This window comes from Rhodococcoides trifolii (genome assembly GCF_014635345.1).
In the GTDB taxonomy this organism is placed as follows: domain Bacteria; phylum Actinomycetota; class Actinomycetes; order Mycobacteriales; family Mycobacteriaceae; genus Rhodococcoides; species Rhodococcoides trifolii.
In genome coordinates this window covers 1-19,754 of sequence record NZ_BMCU01000004.1, presented here as the reverse complement: position 1 = coordinate 19,754, position 19,754 = coordinate 1, and the positions used below count along the sequence as shown (strand labels likewise).

At 66.0% G+C, this 19,754-nt stretch carries 12 protein-coding genes; 6 read left to right on the top strand and 6 right to left on the bottom strand.

Annotated features, from left to right (window positions below; translation table 11 throughout):
* Positions 1-106: 106 nt before the first annotated feature.
* The 4 genes from IEW02_RS17635 to IEW02_RS17620 all read right to left on the bottom strand — a co-directional run bounded on the left by IEW02_RS17635 (position 107) and on the right by IEW02_RS17620 (position 12,588).
* A complete protein-coding gene (locus IEW02_RS17635) occupies positions 107-376 on the bottom strand; it encodes a hypothetical protein (RefSeq protein WP_188546210.1) in 270 nt (89 codons plus the stop codon).
* Between the two features lie 79 nt (positions 377-455).
* Positions 456-1,292, bottom strand: a complete 837-nt coding sequence (locus IEW02_RS17630; protein WP_188546209.1) for an ABC transporter permease — start codon at positions 1,290-1,292, stop codon at positions 456-458.
* Positions 1,289-2,338: an ABC transporter ATP-binding protein gene (locus IEW02_RS17625; protein WP_188546208.1), complete on the bottom strand. Its 1,050-nt coding sequence runs from the start codon at positions 2,336-2,338 to the stop codon at positions 1,289-1,291. Before IEW02_RS17625 ends, IEW02_RS17630 begins: the two co-directional genes overlap by 4 nt.
* Positions 2,335-12,588 carry a non-ribosomal peptide synthetase gene (locus IEW02_RS17620; RefSeq protein WP_188546207.1) on the bottom strand — a complete coding sequence of 3,418 codons (10,254 nt, stop codon included), beginning with the start codon at positions 12,586-12,588 and terminating at the stop codon, positions 2,335-2,337. Before IEW02_RS17620 ends, IEW02_RS17625 begins: the two co-directional genes overlap by 4 nt.
* Positions 12,589-12,785: 197 nt before the next feature.
* Between IEW02_RS17620 and IEW02_RS17615 the strand changes: the two genes are divergently transcribed.
* Positions 12,786-13,415 carry an IspD/TarI family cytidylyltransferase gene (locus tag IEW02_RS17615; RefSeq protein ID WP_188546206.1) on the top strand — a complete coding sequence of 210 codons (630 nt, stop codon included), beginning with the start codon at positions 12,786-12,788 and terminating at the stop codon, positions 13,413-13,415.
* Here the strand turns inward: IEW02_RS17615 and IEW02_RS17610 are convergent.
* Positions 13,412-14,122, bottom strand: a complete 711-nt coding sequence (locus tag IEW02_RS17610) for an IspD/TarI family cytidylyltransferase (RefSeq protein ID WP_188546205.1) — start codon at positions 14,120-14,122, stop codon at positions 13,412-13,414. The genes IEW02_RS17615 and IEW02_RS17610 overlap by 4 nt on opposite strands.
* Positions 14,123-14,279: 157 nt before the next feature.
* Between IEW02_RS17610 and rox the strand changes: the two genes are divergently transcribed.
* The 5 genes from rox to IEW02_RS17585 all read left to right on the top strand — a co-directional run bounded on the left by rox (position 14,280) and on the right by IEW02_RS17585 (position 18,573).
* Positions 14,280-15,707 carry a rifampin monooxygenase gene (gene rox / locus IEW02_RS17605; RefSeq protein ID WP_188546204.1) on the top strand — a complete coding sequence of 476 codons (1,428 nt, stop codon included), beginning with the start codon at positions 14,280-14,282 and terminating at the stop codon, positions 15,705-15,707.
* A gap of 156 nt (positions 15,708-15,863) precedes the next feature.
* A complete protein-coding gene (locus tag IEW02_RS17600; protein WP_188546203.1) occupies positions 15,864-16,307 on the top strand; it encodes an Hsp20/alpha crystallin family protein in 444 nt (147 codons plus the stop codon).
* A 35-nt stretch (positions 16,308-16,342) separates the two neighbouring features.
* The gene (locus IEW02_RS17595) at positions 16,343-16,480 is read left to right on the top strand and encodes a hypothetical protein (RefSeq protein ID WP_188546202.1); all 138 of its coding nucleotides are present in this window, start codon (positions 16,343-16,345) and stop codon (positions 16,478-16,480) included.
* Positions 16,481-16,614: 134 nt separating this feature from the next.
* Positions 16,615-17,583, top strand: a complete 969-nt coding sequence (locus tag IEW02_RS17590) for an alpha/beta hydrolase (RefSeq protein ID WP_188546201.1) — start codon at positions 16,615-16,617, stop codon at positions 17,581-17,583.
* A gap of 9 nt (positions 17,584-17,592) precedes the next feature.
* Complete coding sequence (locus IEW02_RS17585) at positions 17,593-18,573, top strand: helix-turn-helix domain-containing protein (RefSeq protein ID WP_229746132.1); 981 nt, start codon at positions 17,593-17,595, stop codon at positions 18,571-18,573.
* 26 nt (positions 18,574-18,599) lie between these two features.
* Here the strand turns inward: IEW02_RS17585 and IEW02_RS17580 are convergent.
* Positions 18,600-19,754, bottom strand: a 1,155-nt coding sequence (locus tag IEW02_RS17580; RefSeq protein ID WP_188546200.1) for an HNH endonuclease signature motif containing protein, incomplete at its 5' end; no start/stop codon positions are given.

Here is a 19,754-nt window from a genome sequence, read left to right as displayed (position 1 = left end):
CGCCATACTGCGCGAATGATCGTCGAACATGCGCTCCTTCACCACTTCTACGATCCGTTCCCGCTAGTGCAGCACTTCGGACCGGGGGATCTCGAGGTTGGGCGATTCAGAGGTATCTGACAATGAGGTAACGAACCGCGGCCAAAGCGAAAGCGACAATCACAACAACGAGCCAACCTACCAACATGAGCGCGAATGCCCACCAGAACGCGATGTTGAGCGCACCCGTCAAGAACTCTTTGGCGGAAACGCTTCCTTCCTTGACCTCCGCAACGATTTCCGCAACCAGCAGCAGGACGTAGCCTCCGCAGGCCACCCATGCCCCCACTGGTACTACTGACGCTCGCCACAGGTCGATGAAAGAAGTCCTATTCACGAGCACTCCTGAGTGTGGGCGGACCGTGCGCGGTCGTGGCAAGGTACGCGCAGTATCGGTACATCCGATGCCCCTCCCGTCAGCTCCGCGCGTCCGACACCTTCAGCGTCAAGGGCACGAATACCGCAAGCAACAGGATCGAGATGACTATCGAGTACACAAAAGGATTCTGCGACGCCCACGTCACCGGTTCTGCGACCAACGCCGAGGGGGCCGTGGGATTTCCGAACGCCTCACGCGTGGCGCGGGCCACCGAGGTCACCGGATTCCACTGCGCGATGAAACGAAGCGGGCCGGGGAGCGTTGCCGACGGAATGAACGCCGACGAGATGAACGTCAGCGGGAACACGATGATCATCAGCACGCTCTGCGCGCTCTCTGCAGTGGCGGAGATCAATCCGACCACCGCTCCCATCCACGACATGGCGAAGCCGAAGAACACCAGCAGAGCGACAGCGCCGATCGCGGCACCGAACGACCCGTTGATGCGCCACCCGACAACATATCCCGCACCGACCATGACGCCGATGCTCACCACGGACACCAGCGCATCGGTGATGGTGCGTCCCAACACTATTGCCAGACGCGACATTGGCAGCGAGTGAAAGCGCTCGACGATCCCCTCACGGCTGTCGGTTGCGAGTCCGATGGCCGTGAAGCCCGCACTGAACACCACTGTCTGGGTGAAGATTCCGCCCATCAGGAACTGGCGGTACGCACTGCCGCCGAGAGCCCCACCGAACACGTAAGAGAACAGCAGGACGAACATCAGCGGTTGCACCGTCGCGCCGAGGAGCAACTGCGGAACCCGCACGATGATCAGCAGGTTTCGCTGCGTCATGGTTGCGCAGTCCACGAGGAAGCTGCCGACTCCCTCGCGACGAACCGGGCGGGGTGAGGACATGACGGCGGTCATTGCAACCTCTTTCCAAAGCGTTCGCGTGCAGCACCTTTGACCACGGCGACGTCGAGGGGCGTCGCGCTCGCCGGTTTGTTCGGAGCCGTTTCCGGCTTCACTTCACCGGTCAGATCGAAGAACACGTCATCCAGGTTCGGAGAACTGACGTGCGCATCGTTGACCTCGATTCCGGTGCCGTGCAAGCGCGAAAGAATGAGCATCAGCGAACGCGAACCGTACGGCGCATCCGCAGCGAACCATCCCTGCCGAACGGTATCTGGATGGGTACGAAAGTTCATGCGCGCCAACAGCTCGTACGCAACTCGCAGATTACCCGGATCGAGAACCTGCACGTGCGCAGTGGGCACCCGTAGGCGCGACTTCAACTCGGCGGGGGTTCCGGTGGCGACGACACGACCCTTGTCGAACACCACCACGTCGTCGGCGAGGCGCTCCGCCTCGTCGAGGTACTGCGTCGTGAGCAGCACCGCAGTGCCGTCCTTCGTCAGCTCCTCGACGACGCCCCACAATTCGCCTCGGCTGCGTGGATCGAGTCCGGTGGTCGGTTCGTCGAGGATGACCAGGGGCGGGCGGGCCACGAGAGCGCCCGCGAGGTCCAGACGGCGACGCATACCGCCCGAGTACGTCGACGACGCCCGTCCCGCAGCATCCTCGAGCTGGAACATCTGCAGCAGTTCCTTCGCCCGCGCTCGTGCACCGGACCCGCCGAGCCCGTACAGCCGGCCCAGCATGCGCAGGTTCTCGTACCCGGTGAGCCGCCCGTCGACGGCCGCGTACTGACCGGACAGACCGATCAGACCGCGCACCGCCCGCGGGTCTGCGGTGACGTCGATACCGGCCACCGTGACCGACCCGCTGGTGGGAGCGGCGAGGGTGGCGATGATGCGGACCGCGGTGGTCTTGCCGGCGCCGTTCGGGCCGAGAACCGCGGTCACCGTGCCGGCGGACACGGTCAGGTCGACCCCGCTCAACGCGAGGTGGTTGCCCTTGCGTCCCACGTACTCCTTGACGAGATCGCGAATCTCGACGACGGTTTCGCTCATCTGACCCGGTCCGATATCGCTGCGAGAGTCCGTGATTCGATTCGACGCGCAACCTCGGCGAGGGCCTGCGGCGTACCCATTTCGTTGTGCGTGTGGGGTACCGGATGATCGGTGATGCTTCCGCCGACGAACGTGCGCCATTCCCACGGCGAACGTTGCTCACCCGTGAAGTGCGACGCCGAGAAGAAGGTGAGGTCACCGCCGAAGAACTCGGGCTCGTGTTCGTACCCGAGCCGGACGAACAGTCGATACCGGTCGTACAATCGGCGGATCTGGTCGTCGTCGAGCAGGGTGGCGGGACCACCCTGCTCACGCACCAGCGCGATGGCCTGGTCGACGGTCAGATCGTCGTCGACGTCCATATCCAGAACGAACTCCCGGACGAGGTCCGCCACCGACATCTCCTGCCGCGGTGCCGCCTCGAGGTCCGACCGGCCTCCGGCCTGCCCGTGGTCGAACAGCGGGTAGGCGTCCAACACGATCAATTCCACACTCTCGCCCACTCTTTCGAATTCGACCGCCATGGCCTGCGCGATCAGTCCGCCGAGCGACCAGCCCATCAGGCGGTAGGGACCGCTCGGATACTCGGTCCGGACGGCGTTGACGTAGTCGCGTGCCATTTCGCGCACCGATTCCGGCGCGGGTGCTGTCGTCGCGATGCCGCGCGCCTGCAGACCGACCACCGGCGTGCTGGGGTCCAGGAACGGCAGCAACCCGGTGTAGCTCCACACCAGGCCGATCGCGGGGTGGATACAGATCAACGGCGGGCGATCGGGCGACCCCACCCGCAACGGCACGACGATGTCGAAGGGGGATCGCGGCCGAGCGAGAACCGTCGGTGTCTCCCCGCCCTCGACCCCGTCGAGTCGTCCCGCGATGGCGGCAGGAGTGGCCGCGTCGAAGAACCAGGTGACGTCGACCTGTTCGCGTACGTCGTCGGACACACGATCGCGCACCATGTCCATGACCCGCACTGCCGCAAGCGAGTTGCCGCCGATCGCGAAGAAATCGGAGGTGGGTGTCACCGTCTCGACGGGTATGTCGAGCACCGCGGCAAACGCGGTACGGACGGCGTCGACCGTGGTGCCATCGAGCGCTAGGGCGGCCACCGGCTCAGGCGTGTCGATGCTGTTCAAAGCGACACGGTCGACCTTGCCGTGCGCCGTGAGAGGCAGACGGTCGTGGACGACGATCCGAGACGGGACGAGGTGGCGCGGTAGGACCGCGGACACCGCCCGCCGAATTCCGTCCGCGTCGACGGACCCGTCGGTGGTGACGTGCGCGGACAGCGAGGGGCCGTCGCCGGTACTCTCCACGATCACTGCGGCGGCTTCCACGTTCGGCTGCGCGGCCAGGACGGCTTCGACCTCGGCCGGTTCGACCCTGATCCCGCGGATCTTGGTTTGCGAGTCGGAACGTCCGACGATCCGCAGAGCGCCGTCCACCGCCTGGACGAGATCGCCTGTGCGGTACATCCGTGATCCAGCTTTTCCGCGCGGATCTGCGACGAACCGAGCGGCCGTGAGCGACGGCCGTCCGAGGTAGCCGCGAGCCAGACCGACGCCGGCCAGGTAGAGCTCGCCGGCGTCCGCTGCGCCGAGCGCCGAATCGAGAACGTCCGTCCTGGTGCCGGGCAGCGCGCGACCGATGTGCGGTGGCGTCGATACCTGCTGCACGCCCATCGTGGCGGCAACGGTCGATTCGCTGGGCCCGTAGGCATTCACGAAACGACGGCCGAATGCCCACTTCTCGAGGACCGGCGCGGTCAATGCATCTCCGCCGGTACCGATCGCGGTGACCGCCGCCAGCGCGTCCGGCGACAGCGTGGTCAGTGCGGCCGGGGTGATGAACATCGTGGTGACGCGTTCACGACCGATCAGTTCGCCGAGTCGGTCACCGGCGTAGACGGAGGACGGTGCGACCACGCACGTGGAGCCGCGCACGACGACGAGAAGCATTTCCAGGATCGCGGCGTCGAATCCCGGTGATGCGACGTGGAGTACGCGCGAGCGGCCGTCCGTGTCGAACTCCAGACCCAGCGATACAGCGAAGCTTTCGAGGCCGCGGTGGGGCACCCCGACGGGCTTGGGACGTCCGGTGGTTCCGGAGGTGTAGACGACATATGCGAGGTCGTCCGCATGGGCACACACGATGTCCTGTTCGGGACCGGCAACATCGATGTCGTCGTCGATCGTCAACCACGTCAACGACTTTCGTGGCGCGGCGGACCCGGAGCCGTCCGTCAGACCCAGAACCGGTGCGGCGTCGTCCAGAATGTAGGCCAGCCGCTCGACAGGGTATCCGGGGTCCAACGGGAGCACGCTTGCTCCGGTCCGCGCGATCGCCCAGAACGCGGTCACGGACGCGAGTGAACGCTGCGCAGCCAGCGCCACCGTGGTTCCGGGACCGGCGCCGGCGAGTCGTAGTCGGCGTGCGAGACGGGCCGTCGACCGGTCCAGGTCGCGATACGTCGCCACCCCGTCGGCAGCGGACACGGCGACCGCATCGGAATTCGCGGCCACAGCACGGTCGAACAGATCCGGCAGCAGGACCGGCACCGGCCGCACCGGTTCTGCCAGTTCCGCAAGCGTCAGGGTGGGCGCCGTGGTCACCCGGTCCAGTACCTGGACCAGCCGCTCCGCGATGTCGCGAGCCGTGCTGGGCAGGAACAGGTCTCGGGCGAAGGTGATTCGAACGGCGGCGCTGCCGTCGTCATCGGGGAGGATCGACACCACCAGGTCGAACGCCGACTTGGTGATCGGCGCGTCGATGGCCACGATCGAGCGGTCACCGGCGTCGATCGACAGCGGAGGCGAATCCTGCACCGTCAGAACGATTTGCACGATGGGGTGGCGGGCCGCCTGGCGCGGTTGCCCCAGTGCGGAGACGACTGCATCGAACGGCACCAAGGCGTGGTCGAACGCATCCAGATCGGTCTCACGCACGCTCTCCAGCGTGTCGGCGAACGTGGCCGCCCCGGACACCGTGGTGCGCAACGCAAGCGTGTTCACCGCCATGCCCACCATCGAATCCACCGCAGTGCCGCCGCGTCCGGAGTGGGGAGTACCGATCACGACGTCGGCGGTGTCCTCGGATCCGCCGAGAAGCGTCGCCAGCGCCGCGTGTACCACCATGAAGTCCGAGGAACGGTGCTCGCGAGCAAGGGTTGCGATCCTCGCACGCAGGTCGGCCGACATGGGCACCCGCACGGTGTCGGCCCGCCCGGTGGCCACAGCGGGCCGCGGCATATCCAGTGTCACAGCGTGTTCGATGGGGGAATCTGCCAGTACGCGCGTCCAGTATTCGAGACCCGCGACGCCCGGACCGTCGGCCATCGCCGCGTCCAGCGCGAGGTGGTAGTCCGCGTACTGCAGTGGCTCATTCGGCCAGAGCGGCGCCTGCCCACTCTCACGAGATGCGTAGGCGAACAGAAGATCACGCGACAGCGGGCCGACGGACTCGCCGTCCGCAGCGATGTGGTGGACGGCCAGAGCGAGGAGGTGCTCGTCGTCCGCCGTGCGCACCACTCGGGCGCGCACCGGTAGATCGACCTGGAGATCGAAGGGTGTTGACGCCACGATGTCGAAAAGATCTGCGGTTGTGACGGTCTCGCCCCCACGCGCATCGACGACCTCGACCGGGACCGTGCGGTCCGTCCACACCCGCTGCACAGGACCGGTCGCTGTCGACGGATAAGTGGTTCGCAACGATTCGTGCCGGTCGACCACGTCCTGCAGCGCGGCGGCGAGAAGTTGTGCGTCGAACGTGCCGGAGATCCGCAACCCCGCGACGATCGTGTACGCCGTTGCTGTCGCAGCAATTCGGCTCGATATCCACATACCCTGCTGCTGCGGGGACAGTCCCACCGGATCCACGCGGGAGGCCCGTGTTCGCTGCAGCAGTTCGTCGGTGAGCCAATGCGATTCGGTGACCACGTCGTCGGTCCGGGCAGGCAGTTCACCGATGTAGGCGGCCAGTTCCGCGATCGTGGCGTTGTCGAAGATCGCGCGGACCGGCACGTGCGTGCCCACCCGTTCCCCGATGCGCGACGCGTACCTGGTGGCGGACAGGGAGGTGCCACCGAGCGCGAAGAAGTCGGACGAAACTCCCGGGTTCTCGACGTCGACGACATCGGAAAGAATGAGCGCCAGAACCGATTCAAGCTCGGTTCGAGGTGCGTCGCCCTCGCTCATCGCGTCGAACTGCGGTGCCGGCAGGGCACGCCGATCCAGTTTGCCCACCGGCGTCAGCGGGATCGTGTCGAGAACGACGATGCGCGCCGGCACCATATGGCGGGGCAACCGTTCGCGGGTCATCGCTGTCAGTTCGTCCGGATCGACCGGCCCGTCTGCGTGCACGTAGGACACCAGCACCGTCTCGCCCGACGGAGTCGACACCGTCACTGTCACAGTCAGATCTACGTTCGGCGCCGAGGCCAGTACCGCGTCGATCTCTCCCAGCTCGATCCGGAGGCCGCGGATCTTGACCTGGAAATCGCTGCGGCCCACAATCTTGACCGTCGGGGACGGGACGCCGTCGAGGTAGCCGAAGTCGACGTATGCGAGGTCGCCCGTGCGGTACATCCGAGACCCAGCCGGTCCAAAAGGATCCGCCACGAAGCGCGAGGCCGTGAGGCCCGGCCGGTCGACGTATCCACGGGCGAGTTGCCCACCGGCAAGGTGTAATTCGCCGACCACGCCTGTAGGCGCCGGCAGGAGTCTGGCGTCGAGCACGGTGGCCCGAACACCCGCAACCGGTAGTCCGATCGACACGTCGCGGGCCGGGTCGAGAACGGGAAGGTGGGTGCTGATGGTCGACTCAGTCGGACCGTACACATTGACGATGCGCCGACCCGGCTGCCCCGCTGCAGCAGAGAGCAAATCCGCCCCGAAGTTCTCCCCGCCGATACCGATGGTGGACATCGACGCCAGGGCTGCGCCGGACAGGTCGAGAGTCGCCAGCACCGACGGTGTCAGGAAGCAGTGCGTCACTTCGTCGACGTCGACGACCGCCTCCAGCTCGGCACCGCCGACGATGCCCGCCGGGGTGACGACCAGGGTGCCGCCCGATCGGATCGCCAACGCGATCTCCAGCATCGAGGCGTCGAAACTCGGTGATGCAAAACCCAATACGCGTGCGTCGGGAGTCGCGTCGAACGCGCGGACCAGTTCGTCACCGGCGTCGGCAAATGCCTGGCGCGAGACCTCGACGCCCTTCGGTGTCCCGGTCGTGCCCGACGTGTAGATCACGTATTGCGCGCACGCCGACGGAACCTCCGGGAACACGAACCCAGCGGTGTCCTCGTCGCCCGCGAACAGATCCTCCAACGACCACCAGAAGGTGTCCGACTCGTCCACCGGCAGGTGAGTAAGACCGACGACGGCGCCGCTGTCACGGACCATGAAGTCGCGTCGGTCCTGTGGGTAGGCGGGATCGACCGGGACGTACACCCCTCCCGCGCGGGACACCGCGAGCACGCAGAGAACCGACTCCAGCGATCTCGGCAGGGCACCGACGACACGGACCTCGGGGCCGACGCCGCGGCCGAGGAGATGCACGGCGCCGCGGCCCACCAGATCGTCGAGATCCTCGTAAGTTGCCGACCGCTCGCCCTCGACGATCGCCGGCACGTCCGGGGCATGCCGCACCGCTTCCGACAGCGCGCGATCGATGTCCACTGCGCGTGGCTCCGGCCTGCCGCTCGTCATCGGTGTCAGCAACGAACGCTCGTCGGGTACGAGCACGTCGACGTGGTCGATCTGCCGTTCCGGGTCCGCAACCATCTGCTCCAGAACCGCGGTGAGTCGGCGCAAAATCGTGCGGGCCGTTGCCTCGTCGTACAGATCCTCCGAGTAGGTGAGCACGATGCCCGTTTCCTCCGGCCGTCCCGACGGATGATCGAGGATCAGTTCGAGGTCGTACTTGGTGACGGGTAGTTCGATGCCGTACGCGCTGACCGTGCCTCCGCCGATCTCCACCGACACGTCGGGCGTGGAGCGATTGGTCAGCATGACCTGGAACAGCGGATGCCGCCCGGGCAGACGAACCGGGTCGAGTTGCTCGACGAGAGTGTCGAACGGCATCGACGCGTGCGAGAGTGCCTCGATGTCGGCGCTCCGCACACTGAGCAGGTGCTCTCGTACCGAGTGCGTCGGGTCCACGGCGGTCCGAAGAACGACCGAGTTGACGAACATGCCGACGACGCGGTCGAGGTCACGATGACCGCGCCCCGCGACGGCAGTGCCGATGACGATGTCGTCCCCGGAACCCAAGCGCCGCAACACGAGAGCCAACGCCGCGTGCACGACCATGAATTCCGTGGCGCCGGTGCCGGTCGCCAAACCGTCCAGAGCAGTGCTTAATTCGGCGCCCAGCACTGCCGTGACGGTGCCCCCTCGGCCCGAGGGAACGCTGGGCCGTGCGCGATTGGTTCCGGGTGGGCGGGTATCCGGCAGGTCCGCGAGAGTGTCGGACCACCACGAGGTGAGCGAACTCGCGGCCGAACCGGTGTCCGTTGCCTTTCCGAGGGTGCCCTGCTGCCACACGACGGCGTCGGCGTACTGGATGACCGACGGTTCGGCCGTCGGTGCGGTGCCCCCGAGACGTGCTCGATACGCGTCGGCGATGTCGGCGGCCAACACACCCAGCGACCACCCGTCGACGCAGATGTGGTGCAGCACGAGGGCAACGATGTGTTCGTTCTTCGAGGGAATCGAGACAACCCGTGCGCGCAGAGGAAGGTCGCGTTCCAGATCGAACGGTCGAGACGCCGTCTCTGCCAGGGCCGAACGAATCGCGCTGTCGTCCGTCTCCGCGATCTCGACGGTGTCGAACGGCAAGGGGTGCGCCGGCGTCGGCGCATCGAGTACGACCTGCATCGGGGAGTCGTCCGTGGGGTCGGTGACGAAAACCGTGCGCAGACTCTCGTGACGGCGAACGACGTCCTCCAGCGCGGCATGCACTGCGTCGACGGAGAATTCGCCGACGACCCGCAAGGCCAACGGGATGTGGTAGGCCGCGGACGGTTGGTACCGCTCGATCCACCACATGCTGCGCTGCGACGGCGACGTGGGCAGCGGGCCGGTGCGCTCGATCGGGACCGGGCCCGACTCGTCGCCGCCACCCTCCTTCAGGACCGCAGCCAGACGCTCCACACTCGAGTGCAGGAACACGTCACGGACACCGACCCGGTAGTCACCGTCGGACGCCAGCCTGGCCGCAACCACCGTGGCCAGCAACGAGTTTCCGCCGAGCGCGAAGAAGTCGTCGTCCGCCGCAATCGACGGAACATCCAGCACCGAGGCGAAGACGGAGGCCACGGCGATCTCTTGTGGCGTCTGCGGTTCGCGGCTGCTGACGACTGCTCGCTCACCCGGTACGGGCAGCCGGCGGCGGTCGACCTTGCCGTTGGCATTCAGCTCGAACGAATCCAGCACCATCACCCGGTGGGGCACCATGTACGCCGGAAGAATGCCGACCAGCGACGCCGTGACCTCGTCCGGATCCAAGGTCGTGTCAGCGTCGGGAACCACGTATCCCACGAGTGTGCGTGCGAGGCCTTCACCCTGCACGACGACGACCGCGTCGGACACCGACGCGTGGGACCGCAGCGCTTCTTCGATTTCGCCCAGTTCGATGCGGAATCCACGCACCTTGACCTGGTGGTCGCGGCGACCGACGTACGAAAGCTCGCCTGCTGCAGTCCATCTGACGAGATCACCGGTCCGGTACAGGCGGCCGTTCCCGAACGGGTCGGCAACGAACCGGCCCGCGGTCAGACCCGGGCGGTCGTGGTAACCCCGGGCGACCCCGGTGCCGCCGATGTAGAGCTCACCCACGCACCCGGGTGGTGTCGGCGACAAGGCGCTGTCCAGAACGTAGGCGCGGATACCGTCGATGGGTCTGCCGAGCGCGACCTTTCTCCCCGCTTCGAGGGTGCCGAGGGTGACCGCGACCGTCGTCTCGGTGGGCCCGTATACGTCGATCATGCGGCGGCCCGGAGCCCAATCATCGACCAGGGCAGCAGGAACCGCGTCCCCGCCGACGCCGATGGCGACCAGCGTGGATCCGTCCTTTGGCGAGACGGTGGCGAGCGCGGACGGGGTGATGAAGCCCGCGTCGATGCAGTGTTCGGTCAGCAATGCCCCCAGTTCGTCTCCGCCGTAGACACCGGTGGGGAGGACGACCAACGTGCCGCCGGCGCCGAACGCCAGGAACATCTCGAGGACCGACGCGTCGAAACCCGGTGACACGAAATGCATCACACGTGACCCGACGGTGATGCCGTGCGCCTCGATGGCAGCGTCGGCGATCGGTCCGATACCGCGGTGCGTCACGGCGACACCCTTCGGGACTCCCGTGCTTCCCGAGGTGTAGATCAGGTACGCGAGGTTGTCCAGAGTCAGGGGTCGCAGACGGTCGGAATCGGTGATAGGACGCGCCGAGAAATCGGCGGCCACTGCATCGTCGGCGACGTCGATCCATTCGATGTCGACCGAGAGCAATTCCGCCCGATCGCCCGTCGTGACACCCACGCGTGCACCACAATCGAGAAGGGTCTGCTCGATCCGGTCCACCGGATGAGCCGGGTCGATCGGAACGTACACCCCGCCCGCTTTGGTGATGGCCCAGACCATGGTGACCGAGGCGTGTGATCGCGGAAGGACCACCGCCACCGGCACATCCGGCCCGACACCCAGTTCGATCAACGCCCGCGCCAGAGCATTGGAACGCCGGTCGAGCTCGCGGTAATCCACCACGGTTTCACCGTCGACGATCGCGGGGCGATCGGGAGCCCGCAGTACACCGCGTCCGAAGATCTCCGGGAGCGTCGCCAAGTCGGCGGATTTGCCACCGTTCCACTCCTGCAGCAGAAGTCGGCGGTCGGACTCGGTCAACAGGTCGATCGACGCGACCGCACTGTCGGGATGGCGGGTCACGAAATGGTGCAGAAAGCGTGCGAACCGTCCGCTGTGCAACTCGATGTCCGCGAGTTCGTAGGTGGCCGGGTTGCCTTCGATGTCGACGCGCATCTGACCGGTGACCGAGTTGGTGTGCACGGTGACGGCCATGTCGGCCGTCGGTCCGGACGTCAGCAGGTCCAGCCTCGCGTCGAGTTCGCCCAGACGGATTTCGTCACCGAAAAGCATGAGGTTGATCGTCGGACCCGTGGTTGCGCCCGACGCGCGGAGGTCACCGGCGATCTCCGACGCGGGGAGCAGCTGGTGCCGCAGCGCATTGCCGATCCGGTTGCCCACGGCGGCAACCAGTTCGGCGATGGTCGTGGACGATCCGACGTGAGCTCCGATGGGAACGGCGTTCGCGGTCATGGTTGCCGACGACCTCGCCCACGCAGTGACCCGTGCTGCCATGGGCAGCGAGAGAACGACGTCCTCGGTGTCCGTCGCCCGCGCGAGGTAGGCCGAGAACGCCGCGACGACCAAAGCTGCGACCGTCGTCCCGTGCGTGTCCGCGGCAATGTTCAGAGCGCGGTCGGTCCGCAGATCCAGCGTCTTGTCGCACCGATGGTTGAACGACGACGGCTCGGCCGACCGCCCCGAGAACGACACCGGCTCGGGCAGCCCCGACGAGATGTCCGCCCAGTACGCGCGATCCTTGTCGATGCGATTCGACGCGCGGTACTTTGCCTCGGCCTCCAGGAATGCCCGCGGATGACGCGACTTCGCCGTCGGCGGTGTCTCTCCGCGCTGCAGAGCGGTGTAGACCTCGGCGGTCCGCAGTGCGACCACCGCCGACCCGAATCCGTCGATCACGACGTGGTGGGCCCGTGCGTACCAGTAGTAGTGCTGCGGGCCGACCGTCAGAATCGCGGTTCGGCAGAGCGGTCCCTTGTACATGTCGATCTCGGCGGTGAACTCCGCGTTCATCCACGCACGGGCGCTGGCGATCGGATCCGGCTCGTTCGACAGATCGACGTGTTCCAACTCGTCCGGCATGGTCGCGAACTCGAGCACCTGGCGGACCGTGTGCGGCCCGTCCTCCGAATCGCCGGGGGCGATGAGGCGCGTCAGGAGCGAACCTGTTTCGACGGCTGCGATGCGCATCGACTCGACCAGGAGGTCGAAGTCCAGGTCGCCGCGGATGTCCATGTAGTGCGACACGCTGTGGGTGGAGTGCGGGTGCAGCTGCTGGGCCAGCCACATCCCGTATTGCGCGGTCGTCAAATCGAACGGTTCCTGGTAATCGTCGTCCACCGACGAGACACCAGAGATCTGAATCGAGTCGGTCACAGTTCCCCCCGGACGGCTTTCCCGCCTCCGTCATGCCAAACTCACCCCGAGAATGCCCCGCCAACGTAACAAACTTCATCCCCGTTTGATATCGAGATGCTCGACTCGATCCCTTGACTGTGATCGTTTTTTCAACTAGAAGCCGCTTTTTGCCCGTCGGGCATCGGCTTTGTTCGACGTGTGGATAGCATCTGTCCATGCCAGGCCACGAAGGATCGCTGCTGATCCCGGTCCCTTCCGGGTCCCCCTTCGGCCTCGTCTCCGGCCGCCCGCCACTCGCACACTGCCTCGAGGCAATGGCTCGCGGATTCGCCACCGTGGTGGTGCCGGTCGCCCGGACACAAGCAGCCGAGGCCAGGGCCTGCGCCCCGGACGGGGTCGAGGTGGTCGAGGTCGATGGACCCGCGACGCGGGTCGACTGTCTCCGCGCCGGCCTGAAGTCCATTGCCGACGCCGATCACGTTGTCGTACACGAGCTTTTGCGACCACTGACACCGCGCGCCGTACTCGATCGCGTGCTGACTGCGTTGGCGGCCGACAACGAGCTGGTCGTTCCGACGCTGGTCGTCGTCGACAGCGTCAAATCTGTAGACGACAACGGCAGTGTGGTTGCGACAGTGGACCGGTCGACCCTGCGCTCCATCCAGTTTCCGCGAGGAATGACCACGTCGGTTCTGCGCCGGGCGGTCGACGCCGGTACCGACGAGGTCGTTCACGCTCTGACCACCGGCATTGCGATCACCATGGTCGACGGTGACCCCCACGGTCTGGAGATCCGCGCTCCACGCGACACAGCGCTCGCGGAAGCCATCCTTGCCAATCTCTAACTCGACAACAATCTTTCGGCCAGCACCACATCATGCGCATAGGTGACTTTGAGGTTGCGACTACTGCCGGGAAAAGTGCGAACGTCCAGATCGGTGTAGTGCTCGACGCAGGACGAGGTGTCCGTCCCCTCGAATGCGTCCGCCTCCGACCGGATGTAGGCGTCCAGCAGTTCGGGGGCCCGAAATGCTTGCGGTGACTGCACTCTCACCAGCGTTCGGTCCAGCACGTCGGTGCGCACCGCGCCGTCGTCGATCTCGACGAGATCGTCCGCTGGAACAGCCGGCAGGGATCCACCGAATTCGCGGGCGACCGACACGGCGGTGCTCATCATGTCCGGCCCGGCGAGGGGGCGTGCGGCGTCGTGAATCAACACGACGTCGATCGATCCGCTGCGAATGTCATCGGCCAGGAACGTAAGAGCGTTGAACTCCGATTCGTGACGCGAGCGTCCGCCCACGACGATCTCCACCTCGATATCGGGAACGTCGGCGGTCACAGTCTCGCGAGCGAGATCGACCTCGTCGTGACGCACCACGAGCAGCAGACGGTCCAATTCACTTGCGCCAGACAGCATCCGAAGTGTCCACGACACCATTTTCTTGCCCGCCAGCGGAAGGTACGCCTTGTTGCCTTTCGCACCGACTCGCGTACCACTCCCTGCGGCGAGAACGATACCCACGGCACTCGGTGACGACTTCGAGATCATTCGTCGAGCCTAACGGCTGCGGCCCTCGTCGCCACCATCCCTTTCCCCTTCCAACTTATAGCGCACCCGGGGTCTTGCGGCAAGACCCACTTCCTGGCGCACACTCTCTCGAATCGACCTGCGGAACCCGCACGGTGGGAATCGAATTGGAGAGCACATGACGGACGTGATCATCGTCGGCGGCGGGCCGACCGGACTGATGTTGGCCGCAGAACTGCGGTTGCACGACGTGGACGTGATCGTGCTGGAGAAGTTGAGGGAGCCGACAGGGCAAGTTCGGTCGTTGGGGCTGCACGTGCGCAGCATCGAAATAGTAGACCAGAGAGGGCTTTTGGACAGGTTCCTCGAGCACGGTAAGCAATACCGCGTCGGTGGCTTCTTCGCCGGCATCTCGAAGGAGTGGCCATCCGACCTGGACACCGCGCATTCGTACGTCCTCGGCATTCCACAGCCGGAGACCGAGAAACTGCTGACCGAACATGCACTGGACCTCGGAGTGGACCTTCGCCGCGGGTGTGCGGTCGACGGGCTAAACCAGCAGGACGACGGGGTCGAGGTCGCCATGGCCGACGGCTCATCGCTGCGCGCTCGGTACGTGGTCGGGTGCGACGGCGGCCGAGGCACGGTACGCAAGCTGCTCGGAGTCGACTTCCCCGGTGAGCCGAGTTCGAACGACACGTTGCTGGGCGAAGTGGAACTGACGGCGGATCCTGACACTGTCGTCGCCATCTCCGCCGAAGTCCGCAAGACCAACCTGTGGTTCGGTGCAGGACCTCTCGGTGAAGGACGCTGGCGCATCGTCGTTCCTGCGGCAACGGTCGTCGAAGACCGTTCGACGCCGACAACTCTGGACGAGTTCGCGCGACAGCTTCGGGTGCACGCGGGTACCGACTTCGGCGTCCACTCCCCGAGGTGGATCTCGAGATTCGGAGACGCGACCCGGCTGGCGGAGCAGTACCGCGTCGGGCGCGTGTTCCTCGCGGGCGACGCCGCACACGTCCACCCACCGGTCGGAGGCCAAGGACTCAACCTGGGTCTGCAGGACGCCGTCAACCTGGGGTGGAAGCTGGCCGCCGCTGTCCACGGGTGGGCCCCGGACGGGCTGCTCGACAGCTACCACGTCGAGCGCCACCCCGTCGCGGCTGCCGTACTGAGCGGCACCCGCGCACAGCGGGCGATCATGTCGTTCGAGCCGGGGCCCCGCGCCGTTCGTTCGCTGCTGTCCGAGCTGATGGATCTCGACGGCGTCAATCGCTACCTCGTCGAGAAGCTCACGGCGATCGACATCCGGTACGACTTTCCGGGTGACCATCCGATGGTCGGGCGCCGACTGCGCGACATCACGATGACACGGGGGCGCCTCTACTCACTGATGCATCGTGGCCGGGGGCTGCTGCTCGACCGGACCGGGCGGCTGACCGTCGACGGGTGGGGTGACCGCGTCGATCTTGTCGTCGACACCGGTGCGGACATCGATGTGCCGGCGCTGCTGCTGCGTCCCGACGGGCACGTCGCGTGGGTGGGAGATTCCGCGGAGAGTGTGCGCGAACACCTGGGTCTGTGGTTCGGCGCCGCCCGGTGGTGAATGCCCAGTCCAGCTGTCCTGCATCATCATCGAACAAAATAAGTCGTAAATAGTTCTTGGCACTCTCGCATGGAGAGTGCTAATCTCGGACCCGCACAGTGAGATGGCTGCCCACCGAAGGGGTGGGCACACTAGGTACATAGGAGGTGTGTTGCTGTGCTTCGCTTCGACCCGTTCCGTGACCTCGATGCCCTGACCACCGGACTGCTCGGAACGACCCCCGGATCCGCTCGCGCTCCCCAGTTCATGCCCATGGATCTGTACAAGGTCGACGACCATTACGTGCTCTCGGCCGACCTTCCAGGCGTGGATCCCGGCTCCATCGACGTCGACGTCGATCACGGCACCCTGACCCTGACGGCGCATCGCACTGCTCCCGGAGACGAAGGAGTGTCGTGGGTGACGTCCGAACGTTTCGCCGGCACCTACCGTCGTCAGCTGTCCCTCGGCGAGGGTGTCGATCCCGAACGCATCAGCGCGGCTTACGACAACGGCGTTCTCTCCGTGACCATCCCGCTCGCAGAACGCGCGAAGCCGCGGCGCATTCAGGTCGAGCGGTCGTCCGAGGCGAAGAAGCTGGACGTGGGTTCGTCGAGCTGAGGGACCGAAGGAGTCGCTCCAGGAAGGGAGGTTTGATGGAGGCCGTCGTCTGGCACGAATCACCCGAGACCGCAGAATGGTGGACCGCAGTCGTGAACTCGAGTTCGTTGGAAGCGTCCGAAGCCGACCTGCTCGATCAGGCGCGGACCGTGCCACCTGATCTGGTCGCTTGAATACACCCCGGATGCCCCGCTGCTCACGCACGAGCCGCGGGGCGTTCGCATTCCGACGCCCGTCGGACGGTCGGCGCCCAATACCCTCCACGCGACGAGTGACGCAGCACACACTCACGCGCATGATGGAGCGCATGACAACTTTTCCTACTCTCGATCCCGAACTCGCTGCCGCGGTCACCATGCTGCCCAGCCTCGATTTCGCGGACGTGCCCGCTGCCCGCACCACCTTCGACGGCCTTCTCGCGGCCATGATGACCGACCTTTCCTATGACGGCGTCGACCTCCGTGAGATCGCCGTTCCCGGACTGAACGGGGACCCGGAGGTCACGATTCGCTTCATCACGCCGCAGAACGCGTCCGGACCGCTCCCGGTCCTGGTGTGGATCCACGGTGGTGGATTCGCCATCGGCACAGCACAATCCAGCGATCCTTATTGCGTCGACGTCGCGAGAGAACTTGGATTCGCGGTTGCCAACGTCGAGTACCGCTTAGCGCCGGAGACGCCGTTCCCCGGCCCGCTGAACGACTGCTTCGCGGCCCTACAGTACGTGCACTCGCACGCGGACGAACTGGGCATCGACCCCGCCCGCATCGCCGTCGGCGGACAGAGTGCCGGCGGCGGGCTCGCGGCCGGCACGGTCCTGAAAGCTCGCGACGAAGGCGTGCCCGTAGCGTTCCAGCTCCTCGAGATCCCCGAGCTGGACGACAGACTGACCACTCCCTCGATGACTGCCTTCGTCGACACCCCCATGTGGAATCGACCCAACGCCATCAACTCCTGGAAGTTCTACCTCGGTGACTCCTACTCCGGACCCGACGACCAGAACGTCTCCAGCTACGGCGCGCCGTCTCGCGCCACCGATCTGAGTGGTCTGCCGCCCACGTACCTGTGCACCATGGAGCTGGACCCACTGCGCGACGAGGGCATCGACTACGCGGTGCGGTTGCTGCAGGCGGGCGTCAGCGTCGAATTGCACTCATTCCCCGGTACATTCCACGGCTCCGCGCTGCTCGCTACGGCGGAGGTCTCCGTGCGCGGACACGCAGAGGCCCTCGATGCGCTCCGGAGAGGCTTGCGCACGCTCGCTGCCACCTCGTAGCTTCGGTAGATGCAAGGACTGATGTACCGGCTCGCGGAGCTCGATGCGAACTCCGCGGGCCTGGTACGGGTGATCGATTACTTCGACGCGCTGATCCGGCACGGCGCCGACACCGCGGCAATGATGCGAGCCAGTGCTGCCCTCGCCGATTGTGTCGTCGGCATGGATGTTCCGGGGCGGCCCGAGGCCAGGCGATGTGATCCGCGCGGGCGGTGGTCCCCTCAACCCGTCCGTCCGCCGTCGTCCTCCAAGGACGTGGTTGTCGACGATGTGGTCGTGGGCGCCGTGTGGATCGAACGTCAGGGACCGGCGCTGCCCCTCGATGACATGCTCGTCGACCGAATGGCGTTGACAACAGCCATCATTCTGCAACCGAGCCGAACTCGGACGAAGGAGGACTTCACCACCGACCTGTTGTTCCCCTCCGACGCGATGACAGCACTCGCGTCCTGCGCAGCACTCGGAATCGATCCGGCCGCGGCGGTGCGTGTCGTCGTGGCTGATCGTCCGCTCACCGTGGCTACGGCAGGCACATCGGTTGCAGTGACGGTGGACTCGGAGGTGCTGCACATCGTCACCGATCCAGGTGTTGTCGACGGTTCATCCGTGGGCATTTCGCTCCCGGCACCGGCGCGCGACATTCACCGCATGATCGTCAGCGCCCGCTTCGCCCGGAGCCAAACGTCCGACATCCGACCCGTCGTCGACGCGGTCGATCTCGGCGCACTGAACCTGCTGATGCCCGGCATCGGCCGCGACAGCATCCCGGACCTCGTGCGGGTGGCCGACGTGGATTCCGAACTGGTTGCGACACTTCGCACATACCTGCAGTCGGGCACCTACCGCGCCGCCGCCGACCGTCTGCACCTGCATCACAGCAGCGTCGCGCACCGGCTGACGAAGCTGTCGACCAAGCTCGGATTTGCCGTCGACTCGATCGAGAACCGGGCGCGGGCGACGGCGATGATGATGGTGGTGGACGGCGGGTAGACAGACTTCTCCCGCGGGAGTTGTTGTCAGTGTTGCTCTTTCGGTGGATACAGCAGCTCTTGTGGGTGGTGGAAATGGTTCACCCGCCCGGTCCGAGAACTGTCCCATGCTTTCGGTGGGTGCCACAGCGTCCGGCCCGGATAGGGGTGATCGTCGCCGGCAATCGTTGTCGCCCAGTCGTTGTCCCCCGGCCCGACGATGCGGTGATGCTCCTCGCACACCAAGGTGAGGGTGTCGATGTCGGTCATCCCGTCGTCGACCACCCATTCATCGGTGTGGTGCACCTGGCACCACACCCCAGGTTTGCTGCAGCCAGGGAAACTGCAGCCTCGTTCGGTCGCGTAGAGCACCAACCGCTGGGCCTCGCTGCCCAACCTCCTGGTCCGCCCGAGATACAACGGCCGTTCGTGCTCGTCGAGCAGCAGCAGGAACGCGTGCTGACCCGACGCCATCCGCAGCGCATCACGCACCGCGATGCTCGACCCCGTCGCGGTGAGCGCCATCCCCGACGCCGCCTCCAACTGCGCCAACGTCATCGTCACGATCGGCGCACACGCGACCCCGCGGTGCTTCCCCGCTCGCCCCGACGCGAGGTAGCTGCGCAGGATCACCTTCAACGCGTCGTGGCGACGCTCACCGGCGGAACGCAGATCCCAGCGGGGCGGATCGGCGGGGGTGGGGGACGCGGTGTCGGCGTCCGTGCCGTCGACACCGGTGACGTCGTCGTCCATGTCGTCGAGGTCCAGCTCGAGGTCTGCGCCCGGCTTCTTGTCCTGGTTGCTCTTGTTCCTGCCGGCCTTGTCGTCGTCGGTGTCGGTGGTTTTCGCTCCGGGTTTGCCGTACTTCGCATCCAACGCCTGCGCCGCCGCCAACATCTCCGAATCGAGCAGACCCCGTGCCGGTGTCAACCCGTCCTTGCCCTGCTTTCCGAACGACACGAACGGCGTGCGTTCTTTGCCCTTCTTGTCCTTCGGCTCCGGGCCGTCCTCGTCGATCGACCGCGCCAACCGATCCGCTGCCGCCTCGAACTCCCGCGGCCGCAACGAGCGGGACAACGTCCCCAACTGCGCCTCCGCATTCGCGCGGGTCTCGAGGTCCACCTCCTCGGACAGCTCCTTGAAGAACTTGCTCACGATCGACACATGCTCGTCGGTGATCACCCCGTCGCGCACGGCCGCCGC

What these genes read in the sequence shown, in the direction of transcription:
- rox (WP_188546204.1), top strand. Translation starts at nt 14,280, where the DNA reads ATGACGGACGTGATCATCGTCGGCGGCGGGCCGACCGGACTGATGTTG.
- IEW02_RS17625 (WP_188546208.1), bottom strand. Translation starts at nt 2,338, where the DNA reads ATGAGCGAAACCGTCGTCGAGATTCGCGATCTCGTCAAGGAGTACGTG.
- IEW02_RS17630 (WP_188546209.1), bottom strand. Translation starts at nt 1,292, where the DNA reads ATGACCGCCGTCATGTCCTCACCCCGCCCGGTTCGTCGCGAGGGAGTC.
- IEW02_RS17615 (WP_188546206.1), top strand. Translation starts at nt 12,786, where the DNA reads ATGCCAGGCCACGAAGGATCGCTGCTGATCCCGGTCCCTTCCGGGTCC.
- IEW02_RS17590 (WP_188546201.1), top strand. Translation starts at nt 16,615, where the DNA reads ATGACAACTTTTCCTACTCTCGATCCCGAACTCGCTGCCGCGGTCACC.
- IEW02_RS17595 (WP_188546202.1), top strand. Translation starts at nt 16,343, where the DNA reads ATGGAGGCCGTCGTCTGGCACGAATCACCCGAGACCGCAGAATGGTGG.
- IEW02_RS17610 (WP_188546205.1), bottom strand. Translation starts at nt 14,122, where the DNA reads ATGATCTCGAAGTCGTCACCGAGTGCCGTGGGTATCGTTCTCGCCGCA.
- IEW02_RS17585 (WP_229746132.1), top strand. Translation starts at nt 17,593, where the DNA reads ATGCAAGGACTGATGTACCGGCTCGCGGAGCTCGATGCGAACTCCGCG.